A 14,291-nucleotide genomic window follows, 5' to 3' on the forward strand; every position below is an offset into this window, starting at 1 on the left:
ATATTTTGTCTATAAACCGATACTTAAAGTATAGGAAAATTGTAGCCGGGGTTCTGTTTCAGCCACAGCACGACCATTTCGGTCTTCGAGTTTCTCTCCGGCACCGATCCCGATACTAAAACTGCTGATCCGTTCTGAACTAAGCAAAACATAGGCCAAATCAACGCCAGCACCTAAACGGCCTTCATACTCGCCATCAACCTGTTTGCTGTCGATATGACCGGCATAAACCCCGACATAATAACCATTTTTGTCTTTGCCGGTGAGATGTGCTGGATAACGAAAGCCTGCCTGGCCGCCAATCGTACGATCATCATCCAGAAAAACACCACCTTTCACATAAGCAATCCCATAAGGGTTCACCCATTCGGTATTTAAATGCAGTAATTTCTGGGTAAAACCAACACCCACATTAAAGGCTTTTGCCTGAGCAGGCTCTATTTTGGTTGCAGTATTATTAATCTGCTCATGTGCATAAGCCCCGTTCGCCCACAATGCAAACGCTAACAAAGGGTAAACCTTGTTCATTCCTTCACCATCTTCCTTAATTATAGTTTTTGGTATAGTCCTATTTTTATTAGATTTTACTCTAGCAGAATTATCACAACTCTTATATACAGCACTTTACAATTTTAATGTCTGCAAAGTCAAAGCTTAAAGGAACTGATTGCAAAGGCAGTTTTTCATTATCAAATCAAGTGCAGTTGCGTTAGAATACTCCACTTTGATTCTTTTCTACCACTCTCAGGTCTTAAGTCGATCGCGTATGAAGCAGCACTTTCCTTTAAAAAATGCACAACAAGAAAAGCGCATCTATCGCAGTCGAGTCTTGATTTCCATGGGTATTGTCATTTTCTTTATGCTGCTGCTGGTCAGCCGCTATGCCTATTTGCAACTGTTCAACTTTGAAAGCTTTACTACAGCTTCTGATGAGAACCGGATTCGTCTGCAACCCCTCCCCCCAGCGCGCGGTTATATTTATGACCGAAACGGCGTTCTGCTGGCCGATAACTATCCGGTATTTACTGCCACTTTAAGTCGTGCCGACGTACAGGATATCGATCAAACGCTCGAACGCCTCAAACCGATTCTGGAACTGACCGAAGAAGACCTGGAACGCTTTCAAACCCGGATTAAAACAGCGCGTAAAACCGAACGGGTTTCAATCAAGCTCAACCTGAATGAAAATGATATTGCCCGTTTCAGTGAAGTGAAATATCAATTTCCGGGCGTGAATATTGAAACCCAGATGACCCGCTACTATCCGCATGGTGACCTGTTCGCACATGTGATTGGTTATGTCGGTCGGATTAATGACAAAGAACTGAAATCAATTGATAAGGATCTCTATGCTGGAACCAACCTGATCGGAAAAATCGGTGTGGAAAAATCCTATGAAGAACTTTTACATGGTGTGCCGGGAAATGAATCGGTAGAAGCAGATGCCTTTGGTAATGTGCTGCGTCATTTGGGCCGTAAAGATCCGGTACGTGGTAATGATCTGTTCCTGTCACTGGATTACGGCTTGCAGGTAGTCGCTTCGGAGCAACTGGCCGGGCGTCGTGGCGCGATTGTGGCGATGAATCCCAAAACCGGGGAAATTCTGGCGCTGGTCTCCAGCCCAAGTTTTAACCCGAATCTGTTTGTGACCGGGATCAGCACCAAAGATTATTCGTTCCTGCGTGATAACCTTGATCAACCTTTATATAACCGTGCGGTACAAGGGGTTTATCCGCCTGGCTCTACTATTAAACCAATGTTTGCACTCGGTGGTCTGCATCATGGTTTGGTGGACTGGGATACCACTATTTCTGATCCGGGTTATTTCAGCCTGCCGGGAGACAGTCACCGTTTCCGTGACCATAAAAAATCCGGGCATGGCGCAGTGAATATGCATAAGGCCCAAGTCGTCTCCTGTGATACTTATTTCTATGTCATGTCCTACCGCATGGGTATTGAAAAAATGAATACCTGGATGCGTCAGTTTGGCTTTGGGGAAAAAACCGGCGTGGACTTACCAAGTGAAAGCTCAGGACTGTATCCAAACCCGGAATGGAAAATGCGTACCCGCAAGGCCAAATGGTCACGTGGTGAAACCATTTCTGTCAGTATTGGTCAGGGTGCTTTTACTTCAACGCCATTGCAGCTGGCTATGGCCACAGCCATTACCGCCAACCATGGCAATAAAGTCATTCCCCATGTTCTGCGCGAAAGTCGCGGTGCCAAACCGTTCAAGGTGCATAATGGCACGCATGGCAAGATCGATTTTAATGGTCAGGAAGAAGACTGGATCAAAATGCGTGATGCGATGGTGGACGTAATTCAATCCGGTACAGGCCGAGGCATCAAAAGCGGCTTACAATATTCTATTGCCGGAAAAACCGGTACGGCACAGGTAAAAAGTATTGCTCAGGGCAAGCGCTATAATGAATCCTTATTGACTGACCGTCAGCTGGATCATGGCCTGTTTGTCGGTTTTGCACCTGCTGAAAATCCTGAAATCGCGATTGCAGTTATTCTGGAAAATGGTCGCGGTGGTAGTGCCGCAACGGCTCTGGCCCGTCCAATTTTTGATTACTGGTTACTGCATAAAGATAAAAATCCGGTACGCCCACAAGGCCACCAATTAAGTGGTGGTCTGATGACGGCCGGAATCAAGCCAGCTGAATTGCCAAGTGGTGCAGGCATGTTGAGTCAGGATGCAGCATCTAGTGCCGTTCCAGCCAGTGACCAGCCCGACAATGCTGCTCCGACTTCTGCAAATACGGCTGCATCTCCCGCAGCAACACCTGCTCCGACACCGGTAGAGCGAGATTAAAGATGAAAAACCAGCTTCGAATTATTGGTGGTGACTGGAAACGCCGCCAACTGCCTTTTGCCAGCATTGAGGGTTTGCGCCCGACGCCTGACCGTGTTCGGGAAACACTGTTTAATTGGCTGATGTGGGATGTACAAAATGCCCAGGTGTTGGATATTTGTGCCGGTTCTGGGGCATTGGCGTTTGAGGCATTATCGCGTGGTGCTGCATCAGTGGTGATGATTGAGCCGGATCGTACTCAGGCACAATTTCTGACCCAAAATCTGGAACTTTTAAAAGTCACCAAAGCACGTGCACAATTAAAAGTGGCTACGGCGCAGCAAGCTTTGTCTACCCTTCAGGCACAGTTTGATCTGGTTTTTCTAGATCCGCCATATAGCCTGGATTTATGGGAAGAACTAGCGCTAAAGGCAGATCCTCTGATCAAGGACAATGCCTATATTTATGTAGAAGCAGATCGTGATTTACAATTACTTAAATTACCGTCCTCATGGCGTTTAATTAAAAATACCAAAGCCGGTACAGTTCGTGCGGGGCTTTATCAAAAAAGTATTTCTTGATTTAAATTGTTTTGAAGAGCCATTAAAAAAGGATTCCTCAGTGGAATCCTTTTTGTCATTGTAGTCAGTCAAATTTAAAGACTGTGATTAACGATCACGGCGCCAGTCGCGGTTATCTCGGTCACGTTTCCAATCCCGATGATCTTTATGGTCCTTATTTTTCCAGTCATGATTTCTGTGGTCTCGATCATAATGTCCATTACGATCTCTGTTGCCACGATAATCATCATCCCAAGGATCAACCACACAACCGGTTAATGACACAGCCAATACAGAAAGTAATATCACTTTTTTCATCATGTCCATCACCTCTTACTGCACTCTGTCAGTATCAGGCGAGTTCATGGAGAGTGAACGGAGCCATTGTTGCACTCTTGTAGAGATTTATGCATGTTTTATGCATGGCCGTAAACCTCTTTTTTCTTAATTAGCATTCATGCTTTTATGAGAATTTGAACTTTCATTTGCATAAATCCAGCTAAATGGAAGCTTGGCTTTTGTTTAAATCTTGAGAATACTGCTGCCTTTGCTTATGACCTGATCTTTATGACTTGGCTGTTATTTATTCTTGGTGCAATGGTCGCAGGTTTTGTCCAGGGGCTGACCGGCTTTGCCTTTGCCCTGATCGCCATGTCTTTCTGGGTCTGGGTGCTGCCTCCGCAACTGGCCGCACCCTTGCTGGTATTTGCCTCGATCTGGAGTCATGTGATTTCACTCAGTCAGGAAAAAAAGCAGCTAGTTTTATCCAGACAGTTGGTGCTGCCTTATCTGATTGCTGGTCTGATTGGCGTGCCGCTGGGTACTTATCTGTTGCAGATCATTCAAGCAGATACCTTTAAGATGATCTTGGGATTTTTTCTGGTACTGTGGTGTCCGGTGATGCTATTCAATCCGCAATTCAAAACAATTCAGCATTCAGGAAAATTGACTGATAGCTGCATCGGTTTTATTGGCGGAATTTTAGGAGGACTGGGCGGTTTTTGCGGTGCCATTCCTTCGGCCTGGGTGATGTTAAAACAATTATCCAAAGCCCAGCAGCGCTATATTTTGCGGCATTTTAATTTTGCAATTCAGCTCTTCACGCTGGGTACGTATCTATGGCAAGGCCTGATCAATCAAAGCCATTTACCGTATCTGGCATTGCTGATTGTTTTTGTGAGTATTCCGGCGATTTTAGGCGCAAAACTATTTTATAAAATTTCGGAATTATTGTTCAAACGCATGATCTTAAGTTTACTCTTTAGTGCAGGCTGTTTTCTATTAGCGTCCCAATTCATTTAAACACAAGATCAAGCCGAGTCTGTCTTCCCCGCTAAAGCTTGAATCCGGTGAAATAACTGCTATGTTAAGGCCAATCTTTGTAAATATAGATCATCATTATGGAGATTCGTGATCAGATCGTTCTTGTTACTGGCGGTGCACGTGGTTTGGGTTTAGCCATTACTCAGGCTTTACTGGCGGAGGGTGCGCGTGTGGTCGTCAACTATCATCGCAGTCAGCAGCAAGCTGAACAGCTGGCCCAGCAATATCCAGATCAAGTCTTTATTTATCAGGCAGATGTGACCCAAGCTGATCAGGTACGTGCTTTATTTGCCGCAGCTAAAACCCATTTCGGGGAAGCGATTCATGCTGTAATCAATAACGCACTGATTCAATTTGAATTTAATGGTGATGCACGCCCTAAAGTAGAAACGCTGACTTGGGATATGTTGCAACGGCAATTTAGCGGTGCAGTACAGGCTGCCTTAAATACTACACAAGCCGCACTGGATGATATGAAACAGGCAGGGTTTGGCCGGATCGTGAATATTGGTACAAACCTGGTGCAAAATCCGGTGGTTCCTTATCATGACTATACCACCGCCAAAGCTGCATTATTGGCCTTTACCCGCACCACGGCGCAGGACTTGGGACAATATGGCATCAATGTGAATATGCTCTCTGGTGGCCTGTTACAAACCACGGATGCCAGTAAGGCCACACCTGACATTGTCTTTGACCTGATTGCTCAATCGACGCCTTTACGCCGCGTAATTACACCAGAAGAATTTGCTGCTGCAATCCTGATGTTTTTGTCACCTTATTCACGTGCCGTCACAGGACAAAACCTGATTGTAGATGGTGGCTTGGTCAAAGGTTAAATGTTTAGAGAATGGACTTGAATTTTCAAATTCTGTTGTTCTATTTTTTAACCATTTGGTAGATTAAAAAGGTTTTGTGACCGGGTTTTACTTCTACAATAGTGCGCTCCCATAAAGCCTTTAGTCTACTTTCCATGAAATTTATCACGACATTGCTCAGTACCTTGCTACTGGCAGGTTGTATGTCCAGCGATTTGAAAAAATCAGAACAATTACTGCAAAATTTCCATTGTGTCAAGGTAGATACCGCCCAAATGCCACATAACAGTATGACCGACTATTATCAGCAGATGTTGTATAGCAGCAAATCAAAGGTCGAATCTTATATCAAGCAATATCATCAGGGTGAAGAGCTGTTTGACCTGCCACTGCATGAAGTAGTAGAACAGCAATATGATCTGTATAAAGATGCCTGCCAAAATCTGGGTGGAATTTTGCCCGCTTCTGAACATGCATCTTAAGTCTGTCAATCTTCATGATTATTAGGCAATAAAAAAGCAGGAGAATTTTCCTGCTTTTTCAATTCAGTTTTAATTCTGATAATAACGCTGATCTACACTAAAGCATTCAGGGAATTTTGGCTGAATCTCTGCATAAAATGCCATGATTTCCGCCATATCTTTTTCATAATCCCCTGTCGGATAAACGATTTTACCTACGCCAGTTTTCTTCTTGGCATAGTCCATATAGGCCAATGCAATCGGCACACCTGCATTAATCGCTACATGATAAAAACCTGTCTTCCACTGTTCCTGCTTTGCACGCGTTGCTTCTGGCGTGACCAGCATGACCAGTTTAGGATGAGTCTTGAATAAGTCTGTCATCAGCTGAACCATGCTCGGACGAGGCTCACCCGGCTGTTTAGGACGGCGATCAATCCCGATACCGCCCATAGCACGCACAAAAGGCCCAAATGGCAATTTCATGTAACTGTCTTTAATGGTTAAGCGAACATTCACGCCTAATGCTTTTAAGGCCAGACGTGCATACAATGCATCCCAATTACTGGTATGAGGAGCAGCAATCATGACACATTGGTCTAAATCTAGGGGCCAATGGTTATCAATTTCCCAACCCATCAGGTTCAGGCTTTGTTCTGCTAACTTCTCAAACACGTCACGCACCAATTCTATTCAAAATTGCGCGAATTTTAGCAACCTAGACAAATATAGATAGTGTTCTATGAGCAATAAATAAACAATTAATCTATATTTGTATAATTAGAATTTTTAAATGAATAGTTGATTATTTTTACCGCCTTCAACTTATCTCACACATCAATTTACGGATAGTTCAGATTGCTTCCCCATATAAATAGGAATTTCTTTCCAATTTAAAGAATTCATGCATTAAAAAGCTCTTGACCTCCTAATTTTGGGATATGGCAAATATGGGGGTCTTTTTATACTGAATCCACATTATAAATTTCAGGAAGATTCTAATGAAAAAAACTTTACTTTGCCTTGCTTTAGCGGGGGTTACTTAGTGCCTGCGGCGGTTCGGATGATAACTCAAGTACACCTCCTGCAAGTAATATTGGAACCCAGACAGGGGTGCTGACGGATGCTGTGATTTCTGGAGTACGCTATGTCACAAGTAGTGGTGCAACAGGAGTTACCAACGAAAAAGGAGAATTTAAATTTAATGATGATGAAAAAGTAAAATTCTTTATTGGGGGTGTACAACTCGGTGATGAAATTGAAGCAAAGGAGCGTATCACACCATTAGATTTAGTCGAAAGTGAAAATGCGCGTATCAACCTTATGGTTTTTTTACAATCCTTAGATGGAAAAGGTGATCATAGCGATGGCATTCAGATTAGTGATGACACTAAAACAGCCTTCACTGCTGTAAAGCTTAATTTTAACCAAAGTACCACCGACTTCGTAAATGAAGTTGTCACCAAAACAGCCATCACACCAGATCAGTTGATAACACCAGAAAAAGCTTCAGAAAACTTCCAAGCGACCTTCTACAAAGATATTGCCGGTACGTGGGAGATTAACCGTACCGATAACACTGCTGTGTTGATTCACATTCTGGAAGATGGACGCTATGCACTAGGTGAAGCAGAAGCAAAAGATGAGAGTGGTCAAGCAGGCATTGAAATGGGCCGCTTAAAATGGAATGCAACAACAACCGTGATTGAACCGGAAATCCTACATGACACCAATGGTGAATGGGGACTTTCACATCCTGCCGAGAATAAACCTTATTCTTTAAACTTTAATGGAACTCAATTAATTCTTACTGAACCCGGCGTTAGTACTGAATACCGTTTAAATCGAGTTAAGCAGTCTAATAGTCTCGTCGGCACGTGGCGACTCAATGAAACGCACCTATTTGCTTTCTTTGATAACAACTATTATTTCTTCCTAGACACTGAAGGTGGAGATGACTGTGGTTGGCCAGGAATTGAATATGGCAAATATACATTGTCAGCAAATACTCTCACCACAACCGAGGTATTATTCGATACCAACGAGTGTGGTGGATTACAAGATAGTTCAAATGGCAGCAAGACAATTGCAAGCATCAATATATCTAACAACAATCTTATCTTACATCCGCAAGGTGAAGATCCTGTAACTTTACAACGTGTTAAATAACCCATATAAACCGGCTTGAATATGAAATTCAGGCCGGTTTAATCAATATGTTCAAATTGAATGGTACAACCCATCAATAAATGCATCAGTTTGATTTGCGAACAACATTGGGTTTTTTCATAAATATTTTTAAAATACGTCCGTACCGAACTCAGCGTAATGCCACACTGTTCTGCAATATCTTCTATTTTATAACCATTAATTAACAACTCACATAAATCAAACTCTCGTTTGGAAAGCTGGTAACACTGTTGTAGGTAAGTTCTTGACAGGGAATAATGCTGGTTTTTATCCGTCATAAATAATGCAATCTGATGCTGAGCAGACTGTAAATGTTGCATATTTCTTAATTTCTTAAAGGGCACTACCGTCAGCATGAATTGCGAGCCTGCCCCATCACTCAACGCCAGGACTCCACCCACTTCAGTTTGAATGGTCGTATCTTCCAGCAAAGCACTTTCCAGAAGCTGATCAAAACGTATCTGCTGACTATAATTGGTTTTTAGACGGTTATGTATATCCAGATCCAGACATGAACTTTGATCAAGCATCTTTTGCGCAATGGGATTGGAATAACTTAAACACAGGTTTTGATCAAGCAGTACAATTCCGGTTTTTAAACTATCCAATACGGTATACAAGCTTAAATTATCTTGCTGAATCAAGTTGATTTGCCGGTGAATTTGCAAAGCCCGGCGTAAATGAATACTGATACGTCTTAGAAAATCCAGCTCAGGCTGTTCAAAAGGCTGTACTTCAGGTGCACGATGAATACCCAGTACCGCCCAACGATAATTCCCCCGATCCAGCAATACTCCCGCCAGATAAGATACACCGCCAGGCTTTAAACACTTCTCATAGAACACATAGTGATCCGTACCCGGCTGTTCTGCATAGTGCTGACAGTTATGACTTAAAGCATCGCCCATCTCGATCGCATTCCATAAGGGCATATGCAGTTTCATATCAATCACTCTGATACGCTCCTCTTGATAAGCGGCCAGACTTTCATTCGGGATATTGTGCGTATAGACAAAGTCATAGCCTGGATTAAGCTGATCCAGACTGGTAAAAATTGCACTCTTACTTTTAGTATAGCTCACGATATCTTTGATCACGTCCAGCCACAAAGATGGTAATACAGCAGCATCATAAATTTTTGCAATCAGATTATTTTCTTGTTCTAATTTCATTATCCCCTCCGCATTATCATTATTTTCTAATCATAGCGTTCAGAATTGGTTAACGAAACAGCATAAAGTGACTTTAAACTTGGCTAAAAATTCTTAAATCCTGCTCACTTATCAATAACTCTGGCCTCATTCACCTAATGAATCAAACTTTAACAAGATTGCCCTATTTATCTGTACTGACTACTTTTAATGTAATTCATAACAAATAATTTAATAGGGTTAAAACAATGAAAAAATTAACGCTTACTGCTGCGATAGCAGTCGTTCTTGCAGGAGCTTTAACCGCCTGTTCAAAGCCCAATGATAATGAGCCGATGAGTAATAATGCTCAATCCAGCCCAGCCATGATGGAGCAAAATAACGCGGATACTAGTGTGAACCGTGCTGATAGCGCAGAAACTTCGCTAGATTGGGCAGGTGAATACGAAGGTGTTTTTCCTTGTGCTGACTGTGAAGGGATTAAGGTCGAGTTAGATCTCAATCCGGATAAAACCTATGAGCTAAATGAGGAATATTTAGGTAAAGCTGGAAATAATGAGACGGAAACTAAAGGTAGTTTCAGTTTTGACCCTCAAGATCCTTCAATCATCACATTAGATAACAAAGCTGAAAACCGTAAATTCTTTGTCGGTGAAAATTTTGTTGAAGCACGCGAGATGAAATCAGGTAAAAAAATTGACAGTAATTTAAATTATAAATTAGTTAAAAAGTCCGCATCATAATTTTGTAAACAGATAAAAAATCCCCGCTATTGCGGGGATTTTTTATGAAATGCTCGGATGATGAATTACATCATGCCGCCCATACCACCCATGCCGCCCATATCAGGCATTGCAGGTTTGTCTTCTGGGATTTCAGTGATCATGCATTCAGTGGTCAGCATCAAGCCAGCAACAGAAGCCGCGTGCTCAAGTGCAGAACGTGTTACTTTAGCAGGATCAAGAATACCCATTTCCAGCATATCGCCATATTCGCCAGTTGCAGCGTTATAACCGAAGTTACCTTCACCATTCTTCACAGCGTTGATCACTACAGAAGGCTCATCACCTGCGTTAGATACGATTTGACGAAGCGGTGCTTCAATCGCACGACGAAGAATGTTGATACCTACATTTTGGTCATCATTTGCGCCTGTTACGCCTTCAAGTGCAGATGCAGCACGTACCAGTGCAACACCACCACCCGCAACAACACCTTCTTCAACCGCAGCGCGAGTCGCGTGAAGCGCATCGTCTACACGGTCTTTCTTCTCTTTCATTGCAACTTCAGTTGCAGCACCGATTTTGATGACAGCAACACCGCCAGCAAGTTTCGCTACACGCTCTTGAAGTTTTTCTTTGTCATATTCTGAAGTAGATTCTTCGATCTGTGCACGGATCTGCTGTACACGGTCAGCGATTTGGCCAGCGTTACCCGCACCATCTACAATTACAGTATTTTCTTTAGAAACAGTTACTTTATGTGCTGTACCCAAATGATCAAGCGTCGTTTGATCCAGCTGCATGCCGATTTCTTCAGAAATCACAGTACCGCCAGTCAAGATCGCGATGTCTTGAAGCATAGCTTTACGACGGTCACCAAAACCAGGTGCTTTCACCGCACATACTTTGATAATACCGCGCATGTTGTTGACCACAAGAGTTGCAAGCGCTTCGCCTTCAACATCTTCAGAAATGATTAAAAGCGGTTTACCAGTTTTAGCAACAGCTTCAAGTACTGTAATCAATTCACGAATATTGCTGATTTTTTTATCAACAAGAAGAATGAATGGATTTTCAAGTTCAGCTGTTAAAGTATCTTGCTTGTTCGCGAAGTACGGAGAAATATAACCGCGGTCGAACTGCATGCCTTCAACTACGTCAAGCGAATCTTCGAAGCCTGAACCTTCTTCAACCGTGATCACGCCTTCTTTGCCCACTTTTTCCATTGCTTGCGCAATCAGCTGACCTACAGTCGTATCAGAGTTAGCAGAGATCGAACCTACTTGTTCAATCGCTTTAGAGTCTGATGCTGGTTTTGCAGTTGCCTTGATGTTTTCAACTACAGAACGTACCGCAATATCGATACCGCGTTTCAAGTCCATTGGGTTCATACCCGCTGTTACTGACTTGATGCCTTCATTCAAAATTGCTTGTGCCAATACAGTTGCAGTCGTTGTACCATCACCTGCGATGTCATTGGTTTTTGAAGAAACTTCACGAACCAGTTGAGCACCCATGTTCTCGAACTTGTCTTTCAGCGTAATTTCTTTGGCAACAGTGACACCATCTTTAGTGATGTGCGGTGCACCAAAAGAACGGTCGATAACAACGTTACGGCCCTTAGGACCCAAAGTAACCTTTACTGCATCTGCAAGGGTGTTTACACCAGCAATCATTTTTGAACGAGCTGAATCACCAAATTTTACGTCTTTAGCTGACATATTTGACTCCGAATATTGTTGTATCTTTACAAAATCTGATTTGGAACGAATAAAACTTTTTTAGCGCAGATTAAGCTTCTAATACCGCTAAAATGTCAGATTCTTTCATGATTAAAAGCTCTTCGCCGTTTACTTTTACAGTAGTGCCTGCATAAGTACCGAACAATACTTTGTCGCCAACTTTTACGTCTAACGCGCGTACGCCATTATCAGTGATTTGACCATTACCAACTGCAATGATTTCACCTTGAGCAGGTTTCTCAGCAGCCGAACCTGGAAGTAAAATGCCTCCAGCTGTTTTAGTTTCTTCTTCAACACGACGAATAACAACGCGGTCATGTAATGGACGAATGTTGCTCATAAATAACTCCATCAGACTAAGTCTTTTTTAGGTCACTGATGACGACTTAATTATTCCATGGGTCATCATCAAAAATTTTTGATGTCACTTTTATGGAGATGGAATAAAACGCTTCAAGGGCAAAAATGAAAAAAAATTGGTTTTTTTTAACGAATCATAGGTTTTCGTCTATTTATTCAGCAGATCGGCTTTCAACAAAAAGGCTTGCGCCGCTTCGTCGAACAAATATTGAGAAATTTTTCCTGTGGCATCAATCAGATTAAAACTGTTAGGTTCATTTTTATGCAGACGATTTGACGCAGAAGTCCCCGCATGCACATCATATACAGGATGATCCACCCCTAGTCCGAACATCTGATTCAAATCATAAATCGCGGGTTGATGCAGATGCCCATGTAACAGCGCAAACAGACCATGCTCTGCCCAGGCCTCTAAAGCAATTTTGGCCATCAGTGGACTGTCCTTGAAACCGCGCTTATTTTGAAAGGGTACATAAAAAGGCTGATGGCTGACAATGATTTTTAATTTGGACGCAGGCGCCTGCGCCAGCGTCAGGTCAATGCGCTGAATCTGCTCAAGGGATAAATACCCTTTGGTATGATATCGACGTCGGATCGAATTCACCCCAATCAGATAAAAATTTTCAGTTTCAAATATTGGCTCCAATTCACCAAAAAAAATCTGGTAACGGGTAAATGGATTGAAAAACCGATTCCACAAATGATAGAGCGGAATATCATGATTCCCCGGGATCACCATATAAGGCATATTGAGCTGATCTAAAAATTTTTTACAGGCAAAGAATTGACTCAAACGTGCGCGCTGGGTCAGATCACCGCTGATGACGACTGCTTCAAGTGGATGGGTCTGACAGAAATGCCGAATCGCTTCTAAACACTCCGGCTTCTCTGTTCCAAAATGCAGATCAGATAGATGCAGGATCATGTGGCACCATTACGCTTAGGCTATCTTTTAATACAGAAATATTGAGTGGCGGGGCCATTTCCACAATTTCCCCATCAATCGCCACCATCAGTTTCTTGGCTCTGGATTCGATTCGGACTTGATCGGCTGCAAAACTATAAACATCCGATGCCTGGTCAATCTTGCCACGAATCAGCTGATACACCAGCTTAAATAAAGTAAGCTTATCACTTTTAGAAACCACCACTCCCGCCACTTTGCCTTTTTCAGCAGCTTCTGCAATGCGCATTTTCATATCCGCCAGTTGCAAGGGATTATTGCCAAAAAAGATCAGTGGTGTTCTCACCGGATATTTCTTTTGATCCACCCAGATTTTTAGTTTTAATTCTTTACGGTCACGAATTAAAACATCCAGTGCAGAGGTATAGGCATGTAGCGGTAAGCGACCAAAAATACGATTATAGCCTTCACGTTTTTTAATAAATAAAGGATATAGACCCAGACTGGCATTATTCAGATAAATTTCCTGATTGATCCGGGCAACATTCATACGTTGAGGCCGCCCTGTCGCAATCACTTTTGCCGCTTCAAGCAAATCCAGCGGAATCCCCAATAATCTGGCCACATAGTTAAAAGTCCCTAAAGGCAAAATACCGACAGGAATTTGCGTATTTAACACATGTTTGGCGACTGTATTTAAAGTGCCATCTCCGCCTGCTGCAACGATAATTCCTGACTCGCTAGATGCCAAATGCTGTTCAAGCACTTCAGTCATAATTTTATCAAATTGCTGTGAATCATTGATTTCATAAGCTTTAGTTTGATAACCCTGTGCTGAAAATATATCGATCAGCTGCTCATAAATGCCTTCTGGCCCCTGTATGCGAAAACCAGCTTTATGATTAAAAATTAGCGATAAGGGTTTAGATTGATTAGACATTTTTCGCACAATTTCATTGAAGCCTATTGGCATTTTGTCCAATTCATAGACAATTAACAGTGGCTTTATGTAAAATTCAAATGGCAACCATTTATTTAATCAATAATGAATATTAGAGGTCTTATAAAATTAAGTTAATGATTTTAATATTAATTTTTAAAATAAATACTATCCATAATTTAAATAAATAACATTAATAATTCAAATATTTAGTTTTATCTTGTTGTTTTACTTATATTTATAAATAAAATAGCATTATATTCCAAAAGAAATCTAGCACTTCTTTGGTCTTATTTTTTTTATCATTTTATGCTTTAATACAG

General features: G+C 42.1%; 14 protein-coding genes and 1 pseudogene. 7 read left to right on the plus strand and 8 right to left on the minus strand.

The window, feature by feature from the left end; all coding sequences use genetic code 11:
- Positions 1–9: 9 nt before the first annotated feature.
- Entirely contained in the window at positions 10–528 is a 519-nt protein-coding gene (locus NI464_RS08035) for a hypothetical protein (RefSeq protein ID WP_253138140.1), read from the minus strand.
- Between the two features lie 238 nt (positions 529–766).
- Here NI464_RS08035 and mrdA point away from each other — a divergent pair, with 238 nt between their 5' ends.
- Both mrdA and rsmD read left to right on the plus strand, forming a co-directional pair.
- On the plus strand, positions 767–2,818 hold the full coding sequence (gene mrdA, locus NI464_RS08040; protein WP_005262321.1) for a penicillin-binding protein 2: 2,052 nt from the start codon (positions 767–769) through the stop codon (positions 2,816–2,818).
- Positions 2,819–2,820: 2 nt separating this feature from the next.
- Positions 2,821–3,378: a 16S rRNA (guanine(966)-N(2))-methyltransferase RsmD gene (gene rsmD / locus NI464_RS08045; RefSeq protein ID WP_004279484.1), complete on the plus strand. Its 558-nt coding sequence runs from the start codon at positions 2,821–2,823 to the stop codon at positions 3,376–3,378.
- Positions 3,379–3,465: 87 nt separating this feature from the next.
- Here rsmD and NI464_RS08050 read toward each other — a convergent pair whose 3' ends face one another.
- Positions 3,466–3,678, minus strand: coding sequence for a hypothetical protein (locus NI464_RS08050; RefSeq protein ID WP_004646324.1), 213 nt, complete (start codon positions 3,676–3,678; stop codon positions 3,466–3,468).
- A 246-nt stretch (positions 3,679–3,924) separates the two neighbouring features.
- Here NI464_RS08050 and NI464_RS08055 point away from each other — a divergent pair, with 246 nt between their 5' ends.
- The 3 genes from NI464_RS08055 (at position 3,925) to NI464_RS08065 (ending at position 5,980) form a co-directional block, all read left to right on the plus strand.
- Positions 3,925–4,659, plus strand: a complete 735-nt coding sequence (locus tag NI464_RS08055; RefSeq protein WP_004646323.1) for a sulfite exporter TauE/SafE family protein — start codon at positions 3,925–3,927, stop codon at positions 4,657–4,659.
- A 98-nt stretch (positions 4,660–4,757) separates the two neighbouring features.
- The gene (locus NI464_RS08060) at positions 4,758–5,519 is read left to right on the plus strand and encodes a 3-oxoacyl-ACP reductase (RefSeq protein ID WP_004646322.1); all 762 of its coding nucleotides are present in this window, start codon (positions 4,758–4,760) and stop codon (positions 5,517–5,519) included.
- Positions 5,520–5,653: 134 nt separating this feature from the next.
- Positions 5,654–5,980, plus strand: coding sequence for a hypothetical protein (locus tag NI464_RS08065; protein ID WP_004646321.1), 327 nt, complete (start codon positions 5,654–5,656; stop codon positions 5,978–5,980).
- A gap of 69 nt (positions 5,981–6,049) precedes the next feature.
- Here NI464_RS08065 and NI464_RS08070 read toward each other — a convergent pair whose 3' ends face one another.
- On the minus strand, positions 6,050–6,598 hold the full coding sequence (locus NI464_RS08070) for a 1-acyl-sn-glycerol-3-phosphate acyltransferase (protein WP_005246937.1): 549 nt from the start codon (positions 6,596–6,598) through the stop codon (positions 6,050–6,052).
- A gap of 362 nt (positions 6,599–6,960) precedes the next feature.
- On the opposite strand from NI464_RS08070, the pseudogene NI464_RS08075 reads away from it, so the two are divergent.
- Positions 6,961–8,128 (plus strand): annotated as a pseudogene (locus NI464_RS08075) (hypothetical protein).
- A 38-nt stretch (positions 8,129–8,166) separates the two neighbouring features.
- Here NI464_RS08075 and NI464_RS08080 read toward each other — a convergent pair.
- A complete protein-coding gene (locus NI464_RS08080) occupies positions 8,167–9,321 on the minus strand; it encodes a LuxR C-terminal-related transcriptional regulator (RefSeq protein WP_253138142.1) in 1,155 nt (384 codons plus the stop codon).
- A 227-nt stretch (positions 9,322–9,548) separates the two neighbouring features.
- On the opposite strand from NI464_RS08080, the gene NI464_RS08085 reads away from it, so the two are divergent.
- Positions 9,549–10,043 carry a copper resistance protein NlpE gene (locus tag NI464_RS08085; RefSeq protein ID WP_005107501.1) on the plus strand — a complete coding sequence of 165 codons (495 nt, stop codon included), beginning with the start codon at positions 9,549–9,551 and terminating at the stop codon, positions 10,041–10,043.
- A 65-nt stretch (positions 10,044–10,108) separates the two neighbouring features.
- Here NI464_RS08085 and groL read toward each other — a convergent pair whose 3' ends face one another.
- From groL to NI464_RS08105, 4 genes are all read right to left on the minus strand, one after another.
- Positions 10,109–11,743: a chaperonin GroEL gene (groL, locus tag NI464_RS08090; protein WP_004279474.1), complete on the minus strand. Its 1,635-nt coding sequence runs from the start codon at positions 11,741–11,743 to the stop codon at positions 10,109–10,111.
- Positions 11,744–11,813: 70 nt separating this feature from the next.
- The gene (locus tag NI464_RS08095) at positions 11,814–12,104 is read right to left on the minus strand and encodes a co-chaperone GroES (protein ID WP_004646315.1); all 291 of its coding nucleotides are present in this window, start codon (positions 12,102–12,104) and stop codon (positions 11,814–11,816) included.
- A gap of 168 nt (positions 12,105–12,272) precedes the next feature.
- On the minus strand, positions 12,273–13,049 hold the full coding sequence (locus NI464_RS08100; RefSeq protein WP_253138143.1) for a metallophosphoesterase family protein: 777 nt from the start codon (positions 13,047–13,049) through the stop codon (positions 12,273–12,275).
- Positions 13,030–13,968 (minus strand): diacylglycerol/lipid kinase family protein, encoded by a 939-nt coding sequence (locus tag NI464_RS08105; protein WP_253138144.1) that lies wholly within the window; start codon positions 13,966–13,968, stop codon positions 13,030–13,032. The genes NI464_RS08100 and NI464_RS08105 overlap by 20 nt, the downstream gene beginning before the upstream one ends.
- Positions 13,969–14,291: the final 323 nt, after the last annotated feature.

It is taken from the genome of Acinetobacter lwoffii (assembly GCF_024129685.1).
Lineage (GTDB): Bacteria > Pseudomonadota > Gammaproteobacteria > Pseudomonadales > Moraxellaceae > Acinetobacter > Acinetobacter lwoffii_X.

What these genes read in the sequence shown, in the direction of transcription:
- NI464_RS08035 (WP_253138140.1), bottom strand. Translation starts at nt 528, where the DNA reads ATGAACAAGGTTTACCCTTTGTTAGCGTTTGCATTGTGGGCGAACGGG.
- mrdA (WP_005262321.1), top strand. Translation starts at nt 767, where the DNA reads ATGAAGCAGCACTTTCCTTTAAAAAATGCACAACAAGAAAAGCGCATC.
- rsmD (WP_004279484.1), top strand. Translation starts at nt 2,821, where the DNA reads ATGAAAAACCAGCTTCGAATTATTGGTGGTGACTGGAAACGCCGCCAA.
- NI464_RS08050 (WP_004646324.1), bottom strand. Translation starts at nt 3,678, where the DNA reads ATGATGAAAAAAGTGATATTACTTTCTGTATTGGCTGTGTCATTAACC.
- NI464_RS08055 (WP_004646323.1), top strand. Translation starts at nt 3,925, where the DNA reads ATGACTTGGCTGTTATTTATTCTTGGTGCAATGGTCGCAGGTTTTGTC.
- NI464_RS08060 (WP_004646322.1), top strand. Translation starts at nt 4,758, where the DNA reads ATGGAGATTCGTGATCAGATCGTTCTTGTTACTGGCGGTGCACGTGGT.
- NI464_RS08065 (WP_004646321.1), top strand. Translation starts at nt 5,654, where the DNA reads ATGAAATTTATCACGACATTGCTCAGTACCTTGCTACTGGCAGGTTGT.
- NI464_RS08070 (WP_005246937.1), bottom strand. Translation starts at nt 6,598, where the DNA reads ATGGGTTGGGAAATTGATAACCATTGGCCCCTAGATTTAGACCAATGT.
- NI464_RS08080 (WP_253138142.1), bottom strand. Translation starts at nt 9,321, where the DNA reads ATGAAATTAGAACAAGAAAATAATCTGATTGCAAAAATTTATGATGCT.
- NI464_RS08085 (WP_005107501.1), top strand. Translation starts at nt 9,549, where the DNA reads ATGAAAAAATTAACGCTTACTGCTGCGATAGCAGTCGTTCTTGCAGGA.
- groL (WP_004279474.1), bottom strand. Translation starts at nt 11,743, where the DNA reads ATGTCAGCTAAAGACGTAAAATTTGGTGATTCAGCTCGTTCAAAAATG.
- NI464_RS08095 (WP_004646315.1), bottom strand. Translation starts at nt 12,104, where the DNA reads ATGAGCAACATTCGTCCATTACATGACCGCGTTGTTATTCGTCGTGTT.
- NI464_RS08100 (WP_253138143.1), bottom strand. Translation starts at nt 13,049, where the DNA reads ATGATCCTGCATCTATCTGATCTGCATTTTGGAACAGAGAAGCCGGAG.
- NI464_RS08105 (WP_253138144.1), bottom strand. Translation starts at nt 13,968, where the DNA reads ATGTCTAATCAATCTAAACCCTTATCGCTAATTTTTAATCATAAAGCT.